Source organism: Phenylobacterium sp., assembly GCF_020402505.1.
Classification (GTDB): Bacteria; Pseudomonadota; Alphaproteobacteria; order Caulobacterales; family Caulobacteraceae; genus Phenylobacterium.
This window is the reverse complement of record NZ_JADBZL010000063.1, coordinates 1-20,644: the sequence shown is the minus strand read 5'-3', so window position 1 is coordinate 20,644 and position 20,644 is coordinate 1. Positions and strand designations below refer to the sequence as shown.

The 20,644-nt window shown below is 70.0% G+C and carries 20 protein-coding genes and 2 tRNA genes; 6 read left to right on the top strand and 16 right to left on the bottom strand.

Annotated features, from left to right (window positions below; translation table 11 throughout):
- From IM632_RS05290 to IM632_RS05270, 5 genes are all read right to left on the bottom strand, one after another.
- Positions 1–137, bottom strand: a 137-nt coding sequence (locus IM632_RS05290) for an SDR family NAD(P)-dependent oxidoreductase (protein WP_296552068.1), incomplete at its 3' end; no start/stop codon positions are given.
- 89 nt (positions 138–226) lie between these two features.
- Positions 227–2,863 (bottom strand): alanine--tRNA ligase, encoded by a 2,637-nt coding sequence (alaS, locus tag IM632_RS05285; protein ID WP_296484550.1) that lies wholly within the window; start codon positions 2,861–2,863, stop codon positions 227–229.
- Positions 2,864–3,046: 183 nt separating this feature from the next.
- Entirely contained in the window at positions 3,047–4,117 is a 1,071-nt protein-coding gene (gene recA, locus IM632_RS05280; protein WP_293516490.1) for a recombinase RecA, read from the bottom strand.
- Between the two features lie 224 nt (positions 4,118–4,341).
- Positions 4,342–4,866 (bottom strand): DUF882 domain-containing protein, encoded by a 525-nt coding sequence (locus tag IM632_RS05275; RefSeq protein WP_296484545.1) that lies wholly within the window; start codon positions 4,864–4,866, stop codon positions 4,342–4,344.
- A 69-nt stretch (positions 4,867–4,935) separates the two neighbouring features.
- On the bottom strand, positions 4,936–6,279 hold the full coding sequence (locus IM632_RS05270) for a L,D-transpeptidase family protein (RefSeq protein ID WP_296484542.1): 1,344 nt from the start codon (positions 6,277–6,279) through the stop codon (positions 4,936–4,938).
- 164 nt (positions 6,280–6,443) lie between these two features.
- Here IM632_RS05270 and IM632_RS05265 point away from each other — a divergent pair, with 164 nt between their 5' ends.
- Positions 6,444–7,238, top strand: a complete 795-nt coding sequence (locus IM632_RS05265) for a DUF169 domain-containing protein (RefSeq protein ID WP_296484540.1) — start codon at positions 6,444–6,446, stop codon at positions 7,236–7,238.
- 9 nt (positions 7,239–7,247) lie between these two features.
- Here IM632_RS05265 and IM632_RS05260 read toward each other — a convergent pair whose 3' ends face one another.
- On the bottom strand, positions 7,248–7,529 hold the full coding sequence (locus IM632_RS05260; protein ID WP_296484537.1) for a hypothetical protein: 282 nt from the start codon (positions 7,527–7,529) through the stop codon (positions 7,248–7,250).
- Between the two features lie 86 nt (positions 7,530–7,615).
- Complete coding sequence (locus tag IM632_RS05255; RefSeq protein WP_296498336.1) at positions 7,616–9,019, bottom strand: AMP-binding protein; 1,404 nt, start codon at positions 9,017–9,019, stop codon at positions 7,616–7,618.
- A 305-nt stretch (positions 9,020–9,324) separates the two neighbouring features.
- Between IM632_RS05255 and IM632_RS05250 the strand changes: the two genes are divergently transcribed.
- Positions 9,325–10,122, top strand: coding sequence for a DUF1295 domain-containing protein (locus IM632_RS05250; RefSeq protein ID WP_296484531.1), 798 nt, complete (start codon positions 9,325–9,327; stop codon positions 10,120–10,122).
- Here IM632_RS05250 and IM632_RS05245 read toward each other — a convergent pair.
- The 6 genes from IM632_RS05245 to IM632_RS05220 form a co-directional block, all read right to left on the bottom strand.
- The gene (locus IM632_RS05245) at positions 10,091–11,578 is read right to left on the bottom strand and encodes a carotenoid oxygenase family protein (RefSeq protein WP_296538872.1); all 1,488 of its coding nucleotides are present in this window, start codon (positions 11,576–11,578) and stop codon (positions 10,091–10,093) included. The two genes, IM632_RS05250 and IM632_RS05245, sit on opposite strands and share 32 nt — an antisense overlap.
- 478 nt (positions 11,579–12,056) lie before the next feature.
- The gene (locus tag IM632_RS05240; RefSeq protein ID WP_296483582.1) at positions 12,057–12,392 is read right to left on the bottom strand and encodes a hypothetical protein; all 336 of its coding nucleotides are present in this window, start codon (positions 12,390–12,392) and stop codon (positions 12,057–12,059) included.
- Positions 12,393–12,443: 51 nt separating this feature from the next.
- Positions 12,444–12,520: transfer RNA gene (locus tag IM632_RS05235), tRNA-His, on the bottom strand.
- A gap of 141 nt (positions 12,521–12,661) precedes the next feature.
- On the bottom strand, positions 12,662–13,351 hold the full coding sequence (locus tag IM632_RS05230; protein WP_296474312.1) for an energy transducer TonB: 690 nt from the start codon (positions 13,349–13,351) through the stop codon (positions 12,662–12,664).
- Between the two features lie 10 nt (positions 13,352–13,361).
- Complete coding sequence (locus tag IM632_RS05225; protein ID WP_293517000.1) at positions 13,362–13,799, bottom strand: biopolymer transporter ExbD; 438 nt, start codon at positions 13,797–13,799, stop codon at positions 13,362–13,364.
- Between the two features lie 5 nt (positions 13,800–13,804).
- On the bottom strand, positions 13,805–14,707 hold the full coding sequence (locus IM632_RS05220; RefSeq protein ID WP_296483579.1) for a MotA/TolQ/ExbB proton channel family protein: 903 nt from the start codon (positions 14,705–14,707) through the stop codon (positions 13,805–13,807).
- A gap of 501 nt (positions 14,708–15,208) precedes the next feature.
- Here IM632_RS05220 and IM632_RS05215 point away from each other — a divergent pair.
- Entirely contained in the window at positions 15,209–15,532 is a 324-nt protein-coding gene (locus tag IM632_RS05215; RefSeq protein ID WP_293513095.1) for a hypothetical protein, read from the top strand.
- Positions 15,533–15,563: 31 nt separating this feature from the next.
- Here IM632_RS05215 and IM632_RS05210 read toward each other — a convergent pair whose 3' ends face one another.
- Together IM632_RS05210 and IM632_RS05205 are read right to left on the bottom strand one after the other, a co-directional pair.
- The gene (locus tag IM632_RS05210; RefSeq protein WP_296483576.1) at positions 15,564–16,346 is read right to left on the bottom strand and encodes a hypothetical protein; all 783 of its coding nucleotides are present in this window, start codon (positions 16,344–16,346) and stop codon (positions 15,564–15,566) included.
- A 145-nt stretch (positions 16,347–16,491) separates the two neighbouring features.
- Complete coding sequence (locus IM632_RS05205; protein ID WP_296483574.1) at positions 16,492–17,142, bottom strand: TetR/AcrR family transcriptional regulator; 651 nt, start codon at positions 17,140–17,142, stop codon at positions 16,492–16,494.
- Positions 17,143–17,251: 109 nt separating this feature from the next.
- On the opposite strand from IM632_RS05205, the gene IM632_RS05200 reads away from it, so the two are divergent.
- The 3 genes from IM632_RS05200 to IM632_RS05190 are packed head-to-tail and all read left to right on the top strand — an operon-like array spanning position 17,252 to position 20,519.
- Complete coding sequence (locus IM632_RS05200; protein ID WP_296483572.1) at positions 17,252–18,190, top strand: VOC family protein; 939 nt, start codon at positions 17,252–17,254, stop codon at positions 18,188–18,190.
- On the top strand, positions 18,187–19,020 hold the full coding sequence (locus tag IM632_RS05195) for a fumarylacetoacetate hydrolase family protein (RefSeq protein WP_296483569.1): 834 nt from the start codon (positions 18,187–18,189) through the stop codon (positions 19,018–19,020). Before IM632_RS05200 ends, IM632_RS05195 begins: the two co-directional genes overlap by 4 nt.
- Positions 19,017–20,519 (top strand): bifunctional 3-(3-hydroxy-phenyl)propionate/3-hydroxycinnamic acid hydroxylase, encoded by a 1,503-nt coding sequence (locus IM632_RS05190; protein WP_296483584.1) that lies wholly within the window; start codon positions 19,017–19,019, stop codon positions 20,517–20,519. Before IM632_RS05195 ends, IM632_RS05190 begins: the two co-directional genes overlap by 4 nt.
- 35 nt (positions 20,520–20,554) lie before the next feature.
- On the opposite strand, the gene IM632_RS05185 is transcribed toward IM632_RS05190, so the two are convergent.
- Positions 20,555–20,630, bottom strand: a tRNA-Phe gene (locus IM632_RS05185).
- Between the last annotated feature and the right edge of the window lie 14 nt (positions 20,631–20,644).

The following is a 20,644-nucleotide window of genomic DNA, read 5'->3' as shown; positions in this document are numbered from 1 at the left end:
CGGGCGGAGGCCACGACGCGGGCCCCTTCCATGGCCAGGCGGGCGCAGATGGCCTCGCCGATGCCCCGGCTGGCGCCGGTCACGACGGCGACCTTTCCCTTGAGGGTCCCATTGGGATTGATAACGGGCTGAGACATGGGGCGGCCTCCCGGACCTTGATTATGGTTCAAGTCATGCCCGAAACCTCGCCCCGGAAGGCGCGCGAGGCAAGGCCCGGCGCGTCGCCTCAGCCTGCCAGCAGGGCCCGCACGGCGGCCAGCCCCTCCTCGGCCCGCGCGGCGTCCGGCGCACCGCCCTGGGCGAAGTCCGGACGCCCTCCTGCGCCCTGCCCGCCAAGGGCCTGGACCGCGGCCCTTGCCAGGTCCACGGCGCTCAGCTTCTGGGCCGCCGCGCCGGTGACCGCCACCGTCACGGCGGCCTTGCCGTCGGCCGTGCCCACGAGGGCGATGACCCCGTCAGGGACCTGCTTCTTGAACTCCTCGGCGATGGGCCTCAGGTCCTTCCCGCCGACGCCGTCCATGACCCGGGCCAGGAGCTTGACGCCGCCGACCTCCTCGGGACCGCCGGCCGCGGCGGCGCCGCCGCCCATGGCCAGCTGGCGCCGGGCCTCGGCCAGTTCCTTCTCGAGCTTCCGGCGCTGGGCTTCCAGCGCCTCGACGCGGGACAGGACCTCGGACACCGGCGTGCGGAACTGCTCCGACAGGCTGCGGGCCACGGCGGCCTGCTCGACCAGCCAGCGGCGCGCCGCCTCTCCGGTCAGCCCCTCGATCCGGCGGACGCCGGCGGCGACCCCGCCCTCGGAGACGATTTTGAACAGGGCGATGTCCCCCGTCCGGTCCACGTGGGTGCCGCCGCAGAGCTCCACGGAGTAGGCGCCCTCGCCCTCCAGGGCCTCGCCCAGGGTGAGGACCCGGACGGACTCCCCGTACTTCTCGCCGAAGAGGGCGACGGCCCCGGCGGCGATGGCCGCCTCCGGCGCCATTTCCTCGGTCAGGGCCGAGCGGTTCTGGCGGATCACGGCGTTGACCTCAGCCTCGATGGCCTCGATCTCGGCCAGGGTCACCGGCCCGCCATGGCTGAAGTCGAAGCGGACGCGCTCGCCGTCCACCATCTGTCCCTTCTGGGCGACGTGGGGTCCGAGCACGTGGCGCAGGGCCGCGTGGAGGAGGTGGGCGGCCGAATGGTTGGCCTTGGTGGTGCGACGCAGGTCGGCGTCCACGGCCAGCCGGATCCTGTGGCCAACTTGAAGTTCACCCTCCAGGATCTCGATTTCATGAACGAAAAGGTCGCCCGCCTGCTTCTGGGTGTCGAGCACGCGTCCACGCCCGCCGGGCCAGGTCGCCACGCCCACATCCCCCGCCTGGCCGCCGCCCTCGGCGTAGAAGGGGGTGCAGTCAAAGACGGCGAAGACGGTCTCGCCGGCGCCTGCGGAGGGCGTCTCGTCCCCGCCCCGGACCAGGCTGACCAGCTCGCCCTCGGCCTCGGTGCGGTCATAGCCCAGGAACTCGGTGGCGCCGAGGCGCTCGCGGATGGCGAACCATTCGGCCGCCGCGGCGGCCTGGCCGGAGCCGGTCCAGGCCTCGCGGGCCATTTCGCGCTGGCGGCGCATGGCGTCCTGGAAGCCGTCGAGGTCCACCGCCACGCCCCGGGCGCGCAGGGCGTCCTGGGTCAGGTCGAGCGGAAAGCCGTAGGTGTCGTAGAGGCGGAAGGCCACCTCTCCGGGCAGGCGGTCGCCCTCGCCCAGGCCGGTGGTCGCCTCCTCCAGCAGGGCCATGCCGCGGCCGAGGGTACGCCGGAAGCGCTCCTCCTCCTGGCGCAGGGTCTCCACGATCATGGGCTGGGCGCGGCGCAGCTCGGGATAGGCCTCGCCCATCTCCGAGATGAGGGTCGGCGCCAGCCGGTGCATCAGGGGCTCCTGGGCGCCCAGCAGGTGGGCGTGCCGCATGGCCCGGCGCATGATCCGCCGCAGGACATAGCCCCGACCCTCGTTGGAGGGCGAGACGCCGTCGGCGATCAGGAAGCTGGAGGAACGCAAGTGGTCGGCGATCACCCGGTGGGAGGCCGGCTCGCCATCGGCTCCCACAAAGCCCTGGGAGGCCGCGATCAGGGTGCGGAAGAGGTCGGTGTCATAGTTGTCGTGCACGCCTTGCAGGACGGCGGTGATGCGCTCCAGGCCCATGCCGGTGTCGATCTGCGGCTTGGGCAGGGGCTTTCGGGTCCCGTCCGCGAACTGCTCGAACTGCATGAAGACGAGGTTCCAAATCTCGACGAACCGGTCGCCGTCCTCGTCCGGGCTGCCGGGCGGGCCGCCGGGGATGTGTTCGCCGTGGTCGTAGAAGATCTCCGAGCAGGGCCCGCAGGGGCCAGTGTCGCCCATCGACCAGAAGTTGTCGCTGGTGGCGATGCGGATGATCCTGTGGTCCGGCAGGCCGGCGATCCGCTTCCAGAGGTCCGCCGCCTCGTCGTCGGTGTGGTAGACCGTGACGCACAGCTTCTCGGCGGGGATGCCGAAGTTGCGGGTCAGAAGGCCCCAGGCCAGCTCTATGGCGCCTTCCTTGAAATAGTCGCCGAAGGAGAAGTTCCCCAGCATCTCGAAGAAGGTGTGGTGGCGGGCGGTGTAGCCCACATTGTCGAGGTCGTTGTGCTTGCCGCCGGCGCGCACCGACTTCTGGGAGGAGGCGGCGCGCAGGGTCGGCGGGGTCTCGGCGCCCGTGAAGTAGTTCTTGAACGGCACCATGCCAGCGTTGACGAACAACAGGGTCGGGTCGTTCTGCGGCACCAGGGGCGCCGAGGGGATGACCAGGTGATCGTTCGCCTGGAAGTAGCTCAGGAAGGTCGAGCGGATGTCGTTCAGACTGGGCATGGCGCGGCTTCTGGACTGTCGGAGCGGTGGTCAGGAGCTGGGGGACCCAACCCTTGCTGCACCGCGGAAGCCAGACGGTTTACGGGACTTGAACGGCCGCGCCAAGCGCAAGGCCGCACGCCGCCGACCCGCAAGGTGCGGGAACCCGGCCGTGACGCCAGGGTCCCGCCCCCATGTCAGGGATTACTCGGCGTCGTCCTCGGCGGTGGGACCGACCAGAAGTTCTTCCTCGATGACCTCCCGGGCGCCGCGCACCTGGGCTTCGATCTGGGCGGCGATGTCGGGGTTGGCGCGCAGGAACTCACGGACATTGTCGCGGCCCTGGCCAATGCGCTGGCTGTTCCAGGAGAACCAGGAGCCGGACTTCTCGATGACCCCGGCCTTGACGCCCAGGTCGATGATCTCGCCCAACTTGGAGATGCCCTCGCCGTACATGATGTCGAACTCGACCTCGCGGAAAGGCGGGGCCACCTTGTTCTTGACCACCTTCACGCGGACATTGTTGCCGACGATCTCGTCCCGGGCCTTCACCGAGCCGGTGCGGCGGATGTCGAGGCGGACGGAGGCGTAGAACTTCAGGGCGTTTCCGCCCGTGGTCGTTTCAGGCGAGCCGTACATGACGCCGATCTTCATCCGGATCTGGTTGATGAAGATGATCATGGTCTTGGCCTTGGAGACCGAGGCCGTGAGCTTGCGCAGGGCCTGGCTCATCAGGCGGGCCTGGAGGCCGGGCAGGGAATCGCCCATCTCGCCCTCGATCTCGGCCCGGGGCGTCAGGGCCGCCACCGAGTCGATCACGATCACGTCGATGGCGTTGGAGCGCACCAGGGTGTCGGTGATCTCCAGGGCCTGCTCGCCGGTATCCGGCTGGGCGACGAGGAGTTCATCCAGGTTGACCCCCAGCTTGCGGGCGTAGGCCGGATCCAGCGCGTGCTCGGCGTCGACGAAGGCGGCGGCGCCGCCGGCCTTCTGGACCTCGGCCACCACGTGCAGGGCGAGGGTCGTCTTGCCGGAACTTTCCGGGCCGTAGATCTCGATGATCCGCCCCTTGGGCAGGCCGCCGATGCCGAGGGCGATGTCCAGGCCGAGGGAGCCGGTGGACACGGCCTCCACCTCCATGGCGGCCTTGTCGCCGAGCTTCATGACGGCGCCCTTGCCGAAGGCCCGGTCAATCTGGGTCAGCGCCGCCTCGAGCGCCCGCTGCTTCTCACCGTCTTCTTTCACCACGAGCCTCAACGCCGCCTGATTGGTCATGATCCGGGGTCCTTATCCCATGATTCCGCGGCCCGGGGCCGCCCATCGACGCCGTCGCCGATGTCCATAGCGGTACCCGGTTTGTTCTCTGTTCGCAAGATGTTCTGTTTTACATCCGTTCGGCGGGTACGTCCGGATCTGACGTTACGATGTCCGGAGGGCCGACGCCCCGTTCCGGAGAGGGCTTACGGATCCAGATCAGGCCGCTTCGCCGAACCGGACTGTCACCACCGCCGGACGCGGCCGACATCCACGTGAACGAAGTCCGAGGCCGGATAGAAACCGACCCCGCCGCGGCCCAGCGCGAGGGCGGCGTCGCGAAGACTGGCCAGGGCGACGCCAGGAATCCGGATGTCCATCGCCATGCCCTGCATGTGCAGGCTACGGGTCGCCACGCCGCCGGAGCGGGCGTGAAGGGCGGCGTTCGAGGCCGGCGAACGGTACCCCGAGATGACCTGGACGGAGTCGGAGGCTCCGAACCGCCCGGCGAGCACGGCCACCAGATCGAGCAGGCCCGGCGCCATGGCGTGCGCCTCCCCGGTGCGATGATCCCGCAGGACGTGATTGAGGGCCGCCAGAGCGTCCGGGAGGTAGCGCCCGGCCTCGAAATAGGTGGCGGCCAGCTTTTCTCCGGTATGCAGGTTCAGCAGGGAGAGCCGACGGGGTGCGGCGGCCGAGGCGCCCCCGGCGATGAGGGAGGGTGCGGCGAGCCCCAGGGCTCCAGCCAGCAGGCGGCGGCGTCCGATCATGGACAGGTCTCCTCTGCGCCCCGGCGCCTGTCTGCCCGCCCCGCCTGCGCCTGGCAAGTGCGAAGCGGATCACATTCCTGACAGGGCCAGGGCCAGTCGGGCGTCCCAGCCGTAGACGTCGTCGAGGAAACCCACCTGGCCGTCCGGGGCGACGCGGACGGTCCAGTGGACCACCACCAGGGCGAGGGGGCGGCTCAGGGCGATGCGCTGGGTGCGGCCCGCAGCGAGGTCCGCCGTCAGCCGGCTCCCGCCCCGGCCCTGGGGAGCCAGGAGGAGGTCGGCCAGCACCAGGGGCTGCTCCACCCTCATGCAGCCATGGCTGAGGTGGCGCTCCCGCAGCCGGAAGGCTTCGCGGCCGGGCGTGTCATGCAGGTAGACGCCGAAGGGGCTGATCAGGTCGAACTTGACCAGGCCAAGGGCGCTTCGGGGACCCGGCGCCTGCTGCAGGCGGCCGTCGAGCTGAACAAAGCCGTTCCGCTCGAGATAGCCGGGGTCCAGGGCCGCCTTGGGCAGGATCTCCTCCCGGGCGATGCGGTCGGGCACATTCCAGGGCGGATTCAGGACCACGCCGTTGATCTCGGACAGGAAGAGCGGTGTGGGATCGCGCACCGCCCCGACGATCACCCGGAAGGTGCGCACACGGCGACCCTCCCGGTAGAGGGCGCCCTCGGCGCCGCCCGTGTCGATCTCCAGCCGATCCGCCGGGAGGGTCCGGGGCAGCCAGCGCCAGCGCTCCAGGTTGGCCTCCACCTGGGCGAGCCGGGTCGCGGCGGGGACATTGAGACGCGCCAGGGTCGCGGGCCCGAGCACCCCGTCGGCCTCCAGCCCGTTCCGCGCCTGCCAGGCGACCAGAGACTGCTTCAGGGGCCGATCGAAGACCTCCGGTTGGTCGGGCCCGGGCGGCCCGGCGTCCTCCGCCGCCAGCCGCTGGCGCAGGGCCAGGACGCCGGGGCCGGCGCGCCCCAGGCGAAGCCGCAGGTCCGAAGGCAGATCCGGCCATCCGCCGCTGTCGACGATCGCGGCGTAGCGGAGCCGCGCCCGGGCCAGGGCCGCATAGACCTCAGCCTCCGGGGACAGGTTGGCCGCCCAGGCCGCCAGCCCCCCCGAGGCGTAGGCGCTGGCCATCTCGCGCTGCGGGGACCGGGCCGCGGGCGCCTGGGCCCAAAGCGGATCGAGGTCGGCGGGCCGCAGGCGAAGCCCAAGCTCGGCCTGCGCCAGGCGCTCGGTCGCCTCCCAGACCTGCGCGTCACTGGCCTCGGGCCCAGGCGGGGTCCGCCCTGCCCGCTCAAAGGCTGCAGAAAGGGCGGCGCGGTCGGCGGCGGAGAGGGCGAGGTCGGGGGGCGGCGCCGCGGCGGCGGCGGCCGTCAGCCCTGACGCCAAGGCGAGGGCGGCGAGGACGGCGTGCAGCTTCATGCCTGGACTCCCGGGTCGGACGGCGAGCCCCCCGACCCCTCGTGCACGATGAGGGTACGCGGCGCGCCCGTCCGGCGGCAATCCCGGGATAAACCCGGACCCCCCTTCCCTCCACGCGCCGGGCGGTGAAGGATGGGGGAAGACTTCTGGGAGGAGGCCCCGCCATGACCGACACCACCACGCCCACCGCCAAGGCCACGGACTGGGCCGCCCTGTCGGCGGAGCTCGAGCAGACCCTGCGCCTGCGCTCCATTCCCTTCGCCATGAAGATGTTCGAGCGAAGGGAGGACATGGAGGCCATCCCCCGGATTCGCCGGCCCAGCGCCGTCCACACCCTGGACCAGGTGGTGGGCCAGGCCTCGCGCCTGGGCTGGACGGTGGGCGTCACCGCCGAGGACCTGGTGGGCGCACAGTGCCGCGCCGTGGTGGGCCTGGGCGGCGCCAAGACCGACGACTGGCGTTCAGGCCGGCACATGAAGGGGGTCTGGTTCGAGGACGAGGCCGGCGCGGCGGCGCACCAGGCGGCCATGCACTGCGTCCCGGACGGCCAGTTCGAGGCCCTGGCGGTCTCGCCCCTGGCCAGCGGCAGACTCGGCGAACCCGACATCGCCCTCTTCTACGCCACACCCGGGGCCATGATGTACTTCATCAACGGCCTGCAGTGGTCAGGCTACAAGCGCTTCGACTGGGGCGTGGTGGGGGAGTCCGCCTGCGCCGACTCCTGGGGCCGGGCCCTGACGACGCGGACGCCGAGCCTGTCCATCCCCTGCTTCGCCGAGCGGCGCTATGGCGGGGTCCTGGACGACGAAATGCTGATGGCGACGCCGCCTGAGCACCTGTTCAAGGCCCTGGCCGGCATGAAGGCCCTGGCGCGGAACGGGTTCCGCTACCCGTTCCCGCAATACGGCGTCCAGCAGGACGTCCGCGCCGGCATGGCGGTGAGTTACGGAAACAGCTGAGGCCGGAGATCAGGCGCGTCGGCGCAGGGCATTGAAGGCAAGGCCGCCGAGCCCTGCGGACAGGCCCCCGGCCAGCATGGCGGCGAAGAGCGCGCCGGAAAGGCCGGGCAGGATGGCGAGGCCCGGCGAGGCGGCCGCCACGAGGCCAGCGCCACTGACCCCGCCCAGGGCGCCCAGAATGGCCGTGGGGAAGGGGCCGGTGTCAGAGGACCGGAACAGCTGGGAAGCCATGCAGCCCCCGACGATCCCGCCGATCACCTGGATGATCAGGACCAGAAAATCCGCACCCATTCGCCTGCCCCCGCAAAGGTGAACTTTCCTTAACCAATAAGTCCACAGTCGCCGGGACAGGTCAATCCGACCTCACCGGGTTGTGATCATCTGAAGAGATCGGCGTAGGTCTGTCTCAGCAGCGCCTTCTGGATCTTTCCCATGGCGTTCCTGGGCAAAGCGTCCACGAAGACCACGCGCTTGGGCGTCTTGTACCCGGCGAGGCGGCTGCGCAGGGCGGCGATCAGGGCCGCCTCGTCCCCCCGCCCCTCGACCACCGCCACGACGCCCTCGCCGAAGTCCGGATGCGGGACCCCGATGACCGCGCTCTCGCGGACGCCAGGCTGCTCGTCCAGCAGAAGCTCCACCTCCTTCGGATAGACGTTGTATCCGCCCGAGATGATCAGGTCCTTGGCGCGGCCAGAAATCCAGAGCCGACCGTCGGCGTCCAGCCGACCCACATCACCCGTGATGAAGTAGCCGTCCGGAGTGAAGTCTTCTGCGGTCTTCTCCGGCATGCGCCAGTAGCCGGAAAAGACGCTGGGGCCCCGGATCTCGATGACGCCGGTCTCCTGGCCGCCGCCGATCCGCAGGTCGACCCCCGGCAGGGGGAAGCCGACGGAGCCGGGCTTGCGCTCTCCGTCCAGGGGGTTGGTGGTGATGATCACCGCCTCGCTCATGCCGTAGCGTTCCAGGATCCGGTGGCCGGTGCGGGCCTCGAAGGCCTCGAAGGCGCTCTCCAGCAGGGGCGCAGAGCCGCTGATGAACAGGCGCATGTGCGCCGTGACCTCCCGGGTCAGTCCCGGATGGGCGAGCAGGCGCGTGTAGAAGGTGGGCACCCCCATCATCACCGTCGCGTCTGCAAGACGTTCCAGCACCGCGGCCTCGTCGAAGCGGTTCAGCCAGACCATGGGACAGCCGGAGAGGAAGGCGCAGTGCAGGGCTACGAACAGGCCGTGGACGTGAAAAATGGGCAGGGCGTGCAGCAGGACGTCGTCCGGCGAGAAGCCCCAGGCCTCGTGCAGGGCCAGGGCGTTGGCGGCCAGCGCGCCGTGGGTGAGCATGGCGCCCTTGGACCGGCCCGTGGTTCCGCTGGTGTAGATGATGGCGGCGAGGTCGCTCGCCGCGCGGGGCTCCACCTGGGGGTCCGGCGGCAGGTCCTGCGCCGCGTGCATGAAGGCCTGGGCATCCTGGATGAAGATCGCCGGCTCGGCGTCCTTCAGGAAATAGTCGACCTCGACCGGGGTGTAGGCGGCGTTGAGGGGCAGGAAGACCGCACCGACCTTCAGGGCGGCCAGATAGATCACCACGGCGTCGACCGACTTCTCAACCTGCAGGGCCACGCGGTCGCCGGGGGCGACGCCCCGCGCCCTGAGGCCCGCCGCCGCCCGGGCCGTAAGGATCTCAAGCTCGCCATAGGACACCGCCGACGATCCTGGCGGACGGAAGGCGTGGCGAGTGGGATCCGCAGGAAATCCCCTGGCGAGAAGGCTATAGAGGTTCCCGGACATGGCTCATCTCTCCCGACGTCGGCGTCTCGGCGCGGTAGCATGCTCCTCCGCGCCCTCCCAGCCCCTCGCGCACCGCTGGGGAATGCAAGGATACAGCCGCCCCTCCGCAAGCCCCCTCACCTCGCTGCGCGGGGAGCTCCCCCGCAGGGGAGCAATTAAGTGCTTGTAATTCCTCCACCTCTTGAGGGGGAGGTGGACCGGGGCGCAAGCCCCGGGCCGGAGGGGGACTGCGGCGAGGCTGTGCATTGACAGACGCCCTAACGGCCCGTCTTCTGCGCGCTGGCGACGGGCGCTCGGAGATGAAGATGGACATTGCAACGGTTCTGGCGGTGAATGCGGCGATCTCGGCCGCCGTCTTCCTGGGACTCTGGCGCTACGCCGTCGCCAAGCAGGACCCAAGCTTCATCGACAGCTGGTGGGGCGCAGGCATGGCGCTCATCGCTGTGCTGACCTTTATCCAGTCCGAACGCGGGCCACACGCCCTCGCCCTGACCCTGCTGGGCGCGGCCTGGGGCCTGAGGCTGGGCTACCACCTGATCCGCCGCTGGCGGAGGGAGGGTCCGGACCGCCGCTATTCCCGGATGATGGCGGACGCCAAGGAGACAAAGGGATGGAGCTTCGCCAAGGCGAGCCTGATCTACGTCTTCTCCTTGCAGGCCCTTCTGCAGTTCATCGTCTGCCTTCCGGTACAGGTGGGACAGCTGGCCCCCTCCGCGGCCCTCGGACCCCTGGCCTGGGCCGGCGTGGCCGTAGCGATCTTCGGCATAGTCTTCGAAACGATCGGCGACGCTCAGCTGGAGCGCTTCAAGGCCGACCCCACAAAGGCCGGCAAGGTGCTGGACACGGGTCTGTGGCGCTATACCCGCCACCCCAACTACTTCGGCGACGCCTGCGCCTGGTGGGGAATCTACCTGGTCGCCGCCGAAACGGGACTGCCCGGCGCCCTGACGATCGTCGGGCCTATCCTGCTGACCTTCCTGCTGACCCGCGTCAGCGGCGTGCCGACCACCGAGGGGTCCATGCGCCGCAAGCGGCCGGACTACGAAGCCTATGTGGCCCGGACTTCCGGCTTCATTCCCATGCCGCCGAAGCGCGGGAGCTGAAGTCCGGGATCATCTCGGTCCCCGCCCAGACGGCGTGGGTTCCGCTCGAGATCTTGTGCGGCAGGGCGATCCGGCACACCGGGCCGTCCTCGATGCGCCGGGCGTCCAGCAGGATGCACTCAGAGGTCTTGCGGTTCTCGTCGATCAGGAAGCTGACGAGGTAGCCATCGTCTTCCGTGGCGGCGTTGCGGCGTGGGGCGAAGGGCGCCTCGCTGGCGAAGACCCCGGAGGGCAGCCGGTATTCCGTTGTGGCGCCGGTCTCAAGGTCGGACTTGACGAAGCCGTTGAACAGGAACCAGCCCGGCTCGGGCAGGGTCGAGTAGGCGTAGCGATACGGGCGGCCGGCATGCCGGCCGTTGATCATGCCGAACTCCATGATGCGGGGGTCCAGTCGCTCCTCCCGGGTGGAGCCGTCGCGCAGGTTGAAGCGCCAGCGGTGCAGATGCGGCCGGAAGCTCATCTCGTCCAGATAGGCCATCATGTGGCCGAAGCCCGGAGGGGCGTCGGTCCTCGGCGGGGGCATGGGCTCGTCCTGGAAGTACCCGTCCAGGACCACCTCGTCGCCGTCCTCATAGGCGTTGAGCCAGTGCAGGACGTAGGTCGGCGCCGCTTCGAACCAGCGCGGCGCGCCGCCCTCCCGCGGCAGGATGGCGAACCGGCTGGGCAGGCCCTCGTGAAGCCGGACGGCGTGGATGTCCCGGGCCAGGAGGTCGGCGTCCCAGAAGACCGGCAGGTCGTTCAGGATGACGAAGCGCTCGGTAAAGGCCATGTCGTGCGGCAGGCGCGGTCCCGGCAGGTCGATGGTCTGAAGCACCTTCAGGCGGTTGTCCGGTCCCACCAGGCCGTAGTGCATGAAGGGGGCGTGCTTCGAATAGTTGAAGAACATCAGCTCGCCGGTGCGCTCGTCCACCTTGGGGTGGGCCGAAATCCCGTCGATGGGGGTCCAGCCCTCGACGCCGAGGGTCTCGAGGGTCACCGGGTCGAGCCGATAGCCCTCGCCGCATTGATAGAAGGTCGCCAGGGCGGTCCCGGCGTGGACGACGATGTCGGTGGATGCGGAGTCCTTCAGGGCGCCATGGGCGCCGAAGCCCGGCCGCTTCGCCAGCTGGACGGGATCGGCAAGGCCGCCCCAGAGGGCGCCTCCGGCCTCCTGCTCGGCCCTGAAACCTCGGGTGCGGACGAACCGGTTGGCGTAGCTGGCCCGCCCGCCGCGGAAGATCATCCGGTGGATCATCCCGTCGCCATCGAAGGGATGGTAGCGGCCGAGGGGCTGGTGGACCGGGTTCTCGGTGTTGCGCAGGTAGACCCCGTCGATATCGTCGGGGATCCTCCCCTCCAGCACCTCCGGATCCGGAAGGTCGACCTCCTCGTGGAGCGGGGTCCAGGCCCCGGTCATGTAGGGGTGAGACGTCTCCCGCAGGGTCGTCAGGACGGGGGGCTGTCGACGGAGGGGCATGGCGGACCTCGGGGAAACGCGGTTTGGCGCAGACTAGGACGGATCTGCGTCTGGCGCATCCAGATCGTAGGGTCGCGACCGTCGACATGGCGAGCGCGCAAAGACGCCTCGTTCCGCAGGACGCGGCTCGAAACGATTGCAATTCCAGTATCTTGATGGCTCCCCCGCGGCGAAGCTCCGGGTGGAGCCCGGCGAGGGGGCTTGCTGAGCCGCCGCTGCCCCCCTCCGGCCCGCTGCGCGGTCCACCTCCCCCTCAAGAGGTGGAGGAATTACAGAGCTATTGCTCCCCTGCGGGGGAGCTCCCCGCGGAGCGGGGTGAGGGGGCTTGCTGAGCCGCCGCTGTCCCCCTCCGGCCCGCTGCGCGGTCCACCTCCCCCTCAAGAGGTGGAGGAATGACCGAGCCAATTGCTCCCCTGCGGGGGAGCTCCCCGCGAAGCGGGGTGAGGGGGCTTGCTGAGCCGCGGGCGCCTGAGAGGCCTTAGTGGCGCATGGGACGGGCGCGTAGCCGGGACGGAGGCGGCGTCTGGCGGAAGTCACCGGCGATCCCCAGCCGGGCGTTGCAGTTGGGGCAGCGGATCACCTCCTCGTCCGGACCTTCCGCCGGCGGATCGAAGAAGGTGCCGCAGGGCTTGCACTTCCAGCCGTGGGCTGGGCGTTCGACGGGCTTGGGCTCGCGGAAGGGCCGGGGCGCGCGTGGGGGCCTCGCCGGTCGGTCCGCCTTCAGAGGGGTCAGAGGCTGGGGCCCGAGGGGACGCGTAACCTGGACGCCCGGCTTCAGGCTCAGGGTCCGGCGTTTGGGGGGGTCCTCGGTCATGGCCTTGCCGGATCGTGGCCAGCCCCGCCGGCCAGCCTGGGAACACCGCGATGGTACCGCCTCCCCGGTTCGAACGGGGGACCTCTAGAGCCACAATCTAGCGCTCTAACCAACTGAGCTAAGGCGGCGCATCGCGGAGGCTAGCTTCTAGTCGTCGGCGGGGCGACGATCAAGCGGCGGCTTGGGGCCCGAATGACAAAGGGAAGACCGCCCACGAAAAAGCCCCGGAGGCGGACCCCCGGGGCTCATCCGTAACCTGTCGCCGCGCCTCAGTCCTTGGGCATCTGGAACCTCAGCGGAATGCGGACCGTGCCGCCTTCCACCGGAGCGCCATCCTTGGTCTGGGGACGCATCTTGAACAACCGGGTCATCCGCATCGCGGCCGAGCCAAAGTCCTGGTCCGCAGGGTCTTCCGACACGACGGAGCAGCCTTCCAGCAGCCCCTTGGCGGTGACCTTGCAGCTCAGGGTGACGCGGCCTTCCACCTCCATCCGCTGGGCGCGGTCGGGGTAGTAGCGGGCGATGTCCTCGCCGGAAGGCCTGCGGGCCCAGTCCGGGTTGGTGATCACCGACGGACGCGGCGGCTCCGGCGCCGGGGCCGGGGGCCGGGGCTCCTCGATCCGCTTCTCCACCGGCGGGACCGGCAGGGGCGGGATCGTGGGGGCGTTCGGCACCGCGACAGGCGGACGCGGCTGCAGCTTGGGCGGCGGCGGCGGCGGCGTATTCGGGGGCGGCGGCGGCGGAGGCGGCGGCGGAGCCATCGGCTTGATGATCTCCACGTCCGTCACGTCGTCCGAGAACTCCCGAATCTCGAGCTCAAAGCGCTGCTTCCAGAGCACGAAGCCGAGGAAGACGTGCAGAACGAGGGCGACAAGACCAGCGATCCAGTAGCCCCTGCCGCGCTGCGGAGGCGGGAGGTCGAAAGGGTTCCGTACGGGGTGGGTGATGTCTTCAGCCATGCTCCACCCCTCAGTCCTTCTTGTCTTCGCCGACGAGGGCCACGCTGTAGAAGCCATTGTCCTGAAGCGCGTTCATGACGCCCATGAAATCGCCGTACATCACGTCCTTGTCGGCGCGGATATAGATCCGCTCCTTCTCGGGGCTTCGCTTGTCACCCAGCTGGATGCGCAGCGTGTCCCCAAGCTCAGCCAGGTCGGTGCTGTAGTCTCCGATGAAGAGACGACCCCCTGGCTGGATCGAGATGTAGACCGGCTTGGGGGGATTTGTGGCCGGTTTTGCAACCGCGTTGGGTAGAGCGATCTTCACGTTCACCGCCGCCATGGGCGCCGCCACCATGAAGATGATCAGGAGGACCAGCATGACGTCCACGAAGGGCGTCACATTGATTTCACTGTTCTGCTCGACCTCGTACCTGCCACCCCCAGAACCTGAGAGTTTAGCTCCCATCTGGATCAGGCCCCCTTGTCGAGCTGCCGCGAGATGCCGTTCATCAGTTCAGCGACGAAGGACTCCGAACGACCGCCAAACGCCGAGATGCGGGTCTGGAAGTAGTTGTAGAAGATCGCCGCCGGGATCGCCGCGAACAGACCGATACCCGTGGCCAGAAGAGCTTCGGCGATGCCGGGCGCCACGACAGCCAGGTTGGTGGTGTTGGTGTTCGCGATACCGATGAAGGAGTTCATGATGCCGTAAACGGTGGCGAAGAGGCCGATAAACGGACCGGACGACGCCGTCGAGGCCAGGAACTGCATGCCTGTGGCCAGGCGCGCGCCGAGGGTCGACTGGACCGCGCTGACCGCCGATTCCGCCCGGTGCAGGGTGGTTTCCCGGTGCTCGCCCGAAACATTCAGGCCCGCCTGCCGCGACAGTTCAACCTCCTGGACCGCCGCTGAAGCCATGTCGGCGAGCGGGTTACCGGCGAACTCCTCGGAGGCCGCCAGGCGGCCCGCCTCGGAATAGTTCTTGGCGCCCCGGAAGGCTTCCATGAAGGCGGTGGCGGTCTTGTTCAGGTTATTGAACTCGATGATCTTGGTCACCAGCAGGAACCAGGAATAGATCGAGGCGAGGGTCAGGCCGATCATCACCGCCTTCACGACGGGCACGGCCATCATGAACATGCCCGTGACTGTGAGCTTGCCGGCGTTCGGGATCTGCGGCGGATCTTCCACCACAGGAGCCGCAGCCGGATCTGCCGGAGCCGCGGCGGGGGCGGCGGCGTCGGCGGGAGCCGCAGCGGCCGGGGCGGCGGCTTCGGCGGCAGGCGCAGGCGCCTGAGCAAAAGCCGGTGCGCTCGCCATCAGCGCCACGGCGCCGAGAAGAGCGATGAAGGGTGTCTTGAGCTTGTTGTCGATCATCTGTCGCCAGTTCCTGGTTGGTCTAGCACGTTTGGACCTAAGGGTCGTCACGCGAGAGCGTCTCTACCCCAATTGAATGGCCCGCCGCCCCTTCAGGACCGGCCTCCGGAAACCGGAACCGCTCCCGCCGAGGCGATAGAGCCGCTTTCGCTTCCCCGACCCCCGACATCGCCCTGGACCCTTTGGAGTCCCGACGCCGTCTGAATTCGGGTGCGGCGCATCCGGTCCGGAGACCTGCTGCACCTTACCGACAAGTTAGACTTGCGGCAGGTGTCCTTTGGCAACCCCTTTTTGTCGGGTCAAGCGGAATAGGGGGTCACGGGCCCGCCTCCGGCGACATTCACGGGCTTGACGCCCGGTTCCGGACATGTCGAAGGGCCAAGGTCCCGGAAAATGACATTCCCGCGACAGGATTCGCCCGCCTGTCGTCTGCGCCTGCCTTGCAGGCGTTTGCGGTTCCGGCCCCTTGCGAGCAGACTGGCGCACCGGAAGGAGTCCCCCATGCCCCACCTTCACCACACGCCCCACGGGGTGATCGCCATGACCTGCCTCGCCCTTTTCGCCCTCACCGCCCAGGCGGCGGAAACGACAGGCTCCAGGCCGCCTGAGAACAGGCCCGCCAAGGCCGCAGCCGTCCGGCCCGTGCCGAACACGGGTGAACCCAAGCTCATCTGCGAGCAGGTGCAGCAGATGGGCTCCCACTTCCGAAGAAAGGTCTGCGCCACCGCCGAAGCCTGGGAGGCGCGTCGTCGCAAGGACGCCGACCAGATGCAGCGGATGGGCGACCAGGGCGCCGGCTGCGGCGGCGTCGCCAACCCCTGCTGAGCCGCCGATTCAGCGGGTCGCGCGCTGATCCTCAGGCCGGTGGGGGACCGGGAGGCGCCGGAAAGGCGAGCGGGGCGACCGCCGCCCCGGGCGACCCTGCGGTCACAGCCCTGTAAAGCGCCGTTCCGGCGGGACTATAGGTGACGGCTTCGGTGACCAGGACCATCAGGACCAGGGCCGCAAGCCCGCTCCACCAGGCCGGATGCACCCGGCCGGTCCGCCGGCGGTCTACGAGAATCGCCAGCGCCGGGAAGACCAGGCTGACCGCGATCGTCGCCTCCCAAGCCCAGGGCATGAAGGCGGGAGACGGGATCAGGCGACCAATCCCCGGCCCCAGCAGGGCGACCATGGCGCAAAAGTGCAACCGGGCGTGCCAGTCGGTGTTCCGGCGGCGTGCAACGGCCCAGAGAGTGAGCCCGGCGAAGGCCAGAAGACTGGCAGGGTCGAGGACCAGGAAGTGGAGCGGTCGGAAGAAGAAGGGCGCCTCACCCCGGCGGACCATGTCCACGACCACCTGCAGGCCCAGGAAGAGCATGAGCGGCACCCAGGCCATAGCGAGCCAGCCGAGCCGGCGATGCCAGGCCCCTGCGCCCCGCGCCGCCAGAGCCGTCTGCGCCAGGTAGATGGCCAGCCATCCCATGAAGACGACGGCGTGGGCGTGAACCCACAACGGCGCATTGAAGCTGGACCGGCCCGCCAAGAGCTGGACGACGAAGCCGGCGACCGTGACTCCTGTCATTCCGATCGCGCCGATGAGAAAGAGCCGCCGGTCCAAGGGCGGCGCGGGAGGCGGGAGGGCGTTGATGCTGGACATTCGAAACTCCGGGCTGGGGTCCCGGGCTCCGCGGCGACCTGGAGCCGGGGAAGATTCTGCGGCCGCAAACAGGCCAGGCGCGAAACGCTAGCATGTCTCGGTTGACGCGGGGGAACTTTCCTCCCGGGCCCTGACGCGGCAGACGTCAGCTACCGGCGGAGTCCACGATGATCTCGCCGGCCGCCTGGCGGGCCCGTTGGGCGGCGCCGTCGGCCGGCAGGCCCAGCCCCACGAGCACCAGCGAAAGGGTCTCGGCGGCCAGTTCCTGGTCCTGCGCGGCGCTGCGGGGGCCGTCGAGGACCGACGACAGGAGGATCTGGCAGACGCCGCTGACCACAAGGATGGCGGACTCCAGGCCCGGAGCCCGGAACTGCCCGCTGGCCAGGCCGGCCGCGAGGTCGGCGCGAAGGCCCGCGTTGAGGGGATGATCCGGCGGGACGGGGCGGTCCTGGCTCCTCAGCATGGCCCGCGCCTCGGCGGGACGGGACCGGGCGTACTGGATGAAGGCGCAGACCCCGCGCACCAGCCTCTCCCCGGGATCGGCCCGACCGGCGTTCACCACGCCGACGCGCTGTTCCATCCGGAGGCGGACCTCGGTGGCGACGGCGCGGGCCAGGGCGGGCTTGTCGTCGAAGTGGTTGAAGAAGGAGCCCTTGGCCACGCCGGCCTGCCGCACGATGTCGTCCACGGCGATGGCGTCCACCGGGCGCTCGGCCAGCAGGACCTCCCCCGCCCGGATCAAGGCCTGGCGCGTGCGCCGGCGGCGTGCGTCCTCAGGTGCGCTCGGTCCTGTCATGAGACTCCGCCGACTCCGGGCCCGTCGCCCTCCGGATCGTCCCTTGCATGAAATGACCAGATGGTCAAAATCTCCCGGCGGCATCACGCCCTCCGGAGGACCGACCCTGATGAGCACCGTTCGGATCGAGGACATCTCGCATGTCCGGTTCACCGCGCCTGACCTGGCCGAGATGGAGCGGTTCCTCGTCAGCTTCGGCCTGACGCCCTTCCGCGATGGACAGGGCGCCCTCTACGGCCGGGGCTCAGGCGGTGCGCCCTTCGTCCACATGACCGAGGAGGGACCGGCCAGCTTCGTCGCCCTCGGCCTCCGGGCGGCGAGCCTTGCGGATCTTGAGGCCCTGGCCCGGGCCGAAGGCGTTCCGGTGGAGCCGCTGACCACCCCCGGGGGCGGGTCCGTCGTCCGCCTTGCCGATCCCGACGGCTTCCGCCTCGAAGTCGTGGCCGGCCAGGCCCCGGCGGCGGCCGGATCACCGGCCCCGGAGGCGGTTCGCAACACGGCGGCGGCGCGCCCGCGCATCTCCAGCCGGGTCCGGGTGGAGGCCGGTCCGTCGAGGGTGGTGCGCCTGGGCCACGCCGTCCTTGAGGTCAGCGACTTCCGCGCCTCGGAGGCCTGGTACAAGTCCCGGTTCGGCCTGCTGACCAGCGATGAGGTCGAGGCGGCGCCCGGCGCGGCCATCGGGGCCTTCCTGCGCTGCGACAGGGGCGCAACGCCCACCGACCACCACACCCTCTTCCTCCTGCAGGGTCCGGGCGGCCCCCGGTTCAACCACGCCGCCTTCGAGGTGGAGAACCTGGACGACCTCATGCGCGGGCACGCCCACCTCAAGTCCGACGGCCGCCAGGCGGCCTGGGGCGTGGGACGTCACATCCTGGGCAGCCAGGTCTTCGATTACTGGAAGGACCCCTGGGGCCACGAGCTGGAGCACTGGACCGACGGCGACCTGTTCACGGCCTCCGACGCCCCCGGCAAGGCGAGCTTCGCCGAGCTGCTGGGCGTCCAGTGGGGCGCCGTCCACCCGATGATGGCCCAGGGAGCCCGCGGATGAAGGTCGCCGCCTACGACGCCGGCGCCGGGCCCCGCATCGGGATCGTGCTGGGCGACCGCATTATCGACGCCGGGCTCGACGGCCCGCTGGCCGGACACCTGCCCGACTGGTCGCAACACGAGGCGCGGCTGGCCGCCCTCGACCCCGCAACCGGCCTCCCCCTGTCCGGGGTGCGCCTGCTCGCGCCCGTCCCCCGGCCCGGGAAGATCTTCGCCATCGGCCTCAACTACGCCGACCACATCGCCGAGAGCGGCATGGGAACCCCGGAGCGCCAGGTCTGGTTCACCAAGGCCCAGACCTCGGTGAACGGACCCTTCGATCCGGTCCAGGCGCCGAAGGTCTCGCAGACCCTGGACTACGAGGCGGAACTGGTTGCGGTGATCGGTCGACGCGGCAAGCATATCGCCCGCGAGGAGGCCGCCGCCCACATCTTCGGCTACTGCGTGGGCAATGACGTGACCGAACGCGCCTGGCAGCACGCCACGCCCCAGTGGAGCCTCGGCAAGTCCTTCGACACCCACGCGCCCTTCGGGCCCTGGATCACCACCGGAGACGAGGTGGACCCCCACGCCCTCGACATCCGCTGCACCGTCAACGGCGAGGAACGTCAGTCTTCAAACACACGCCACCTGGTTTTCGACGTCTTCGACCAGGTCGCCCACCTGTCCCAGGCCATGACGCTCGAACCCGGCGACCTCATCTTCACGGGAACCCCCGGCGGGGTCGGCGCCGCCATGAGCCCGCGCCGGTTCCTGCGCCCCGGGGACGTCGTCCGCGTGGAGATCCAGGGCCTCGGCGCCATCGAGAACCGCATCGTGGCGGAGGGCTGACCCTGGACACGGCGGAGCGCTGCGACGTCCTGGTTGTCGGCGGAGGCCCCGCGGGCGTGGCCCTCGGCCTCCTGCTGGGCAAGGAGGGCGTGCGCACGGTCATCGCCGAGCGGGAGGCGGACATCTATCCCCTGCCCCGCGGCGCCCATATCGACGACGAGATCATCCGTCTCCTGCAGGGCCTGGGCGTCGCCGACGCCGTCGCTGCGACCTCGCGCACCTCCAGCCGCTACGACTTCCTGACGGCGAAGGGCGAGGTGCTCATGTCCTTCCCGTCGAACACAGGACGGACCCGCATGGGCTGGCCCTCGGGCCTGATGATCCACCAGCCCTCGATGGAGGCGCACCTGCGGGGCCAGCTGGCCTCGGCGGAATCCGTGGAGCTTCGCAGCCAATGGACCCTGATCGCCCTTGCCGAAACCCCCGGCGGCGTGCTGGCGGACTTCGAGACGCCTGAGGGACCGCGCCGCCTCCTCGCCAAATGGGTCGTGGGCTGCGACGGCGCCCGCAGCACGATCCGCAGCCTGGGCGGCTTCGCCCTCGACGACCTCGATTTCGACGAGCCCTGGCTGGTGGTGGACGTCCTCGTGGACGACGCCTCCCGCCTGCCCGGGGTGAACCTCCAGATCTGCGATCCGGCGCGCCCGACCACCTGCGCCCTGATGGGCGAGGGCCGCCACCGCTGGGAATTCATGCTCCGCCCGGGCGAGACGGCCGAGCAGGCCCAGGATCCCGCCTTCGTCGCCGATCTGCTGAAGCCCTGGAAGGTGGAGGGCGCAGTGCGGATCGAGCGCACCGCCGTCTACCGCTTCCATGCCCTCGTGGCCCGGCGCTGGCGGCAAGGCCGGCTGCTCCTCGCCGGCGACGCCGCCCACCAGATGCCCCCCTTCGCCGGCCAGGGCCTCTGCTCGGGCCTGCGTGACGCCGCCAACCTCGCCTGGAAGCTGGGGCGGGTCGTCCGCGGCCAGTCCCCGGACGCCCTCCTCGACACCTACCAGCCCGAGCGGGAACCCAATGTCCGGGCCATCATCGGCATGGCCCTGATGATGGGACGCACCGTCTGCATCCTCGACCCGCAGGCCGCCGAAGAGCGGGACCGGCGGATGCTTGCCGACCGCGCGGCCGGAAACGTCCCCGCCGGGCCGGCGGGCTACCCGCCGATCACCGAGGGCTGCATCCTGCCCGGAACACCGGCCGCCGGCTGGCCCTTCACCCAGCCGGTCCTCGACGACGGCCGGCGGATGGACGACGCCCTGCCCCACGGCGCCTGGCTCTTCCGCACGCCCGGCCCGCCGCCAGCGGGGCTTCCGGACGACCTCATCGACCTGCCCCTGGACTCGCCGCGCCTTGCCGGGTTCGAACCGGCGGTAGCTTCACTACTGGCGGGCGAAGGCGTCTCCGCCGCGCTGGTCCGTCCCGACCGCTATGTCTTCGGATCGGGCGAGGCGCAGGACCTTGTGCGCGCCTGGGCCGGGGCCCTGGCGGCGGAGCGCACCTGAAATCATGTCTTGGGGAGGAGGGCGCCTGAGGGAAGTGGTGCCTGGGGCCGGAATCGAACCAGCGACACGCGGATTTTCAATCCGCTGCTCTACCAACTGAGCTACCCAGGCGCGACGCCTCGCGG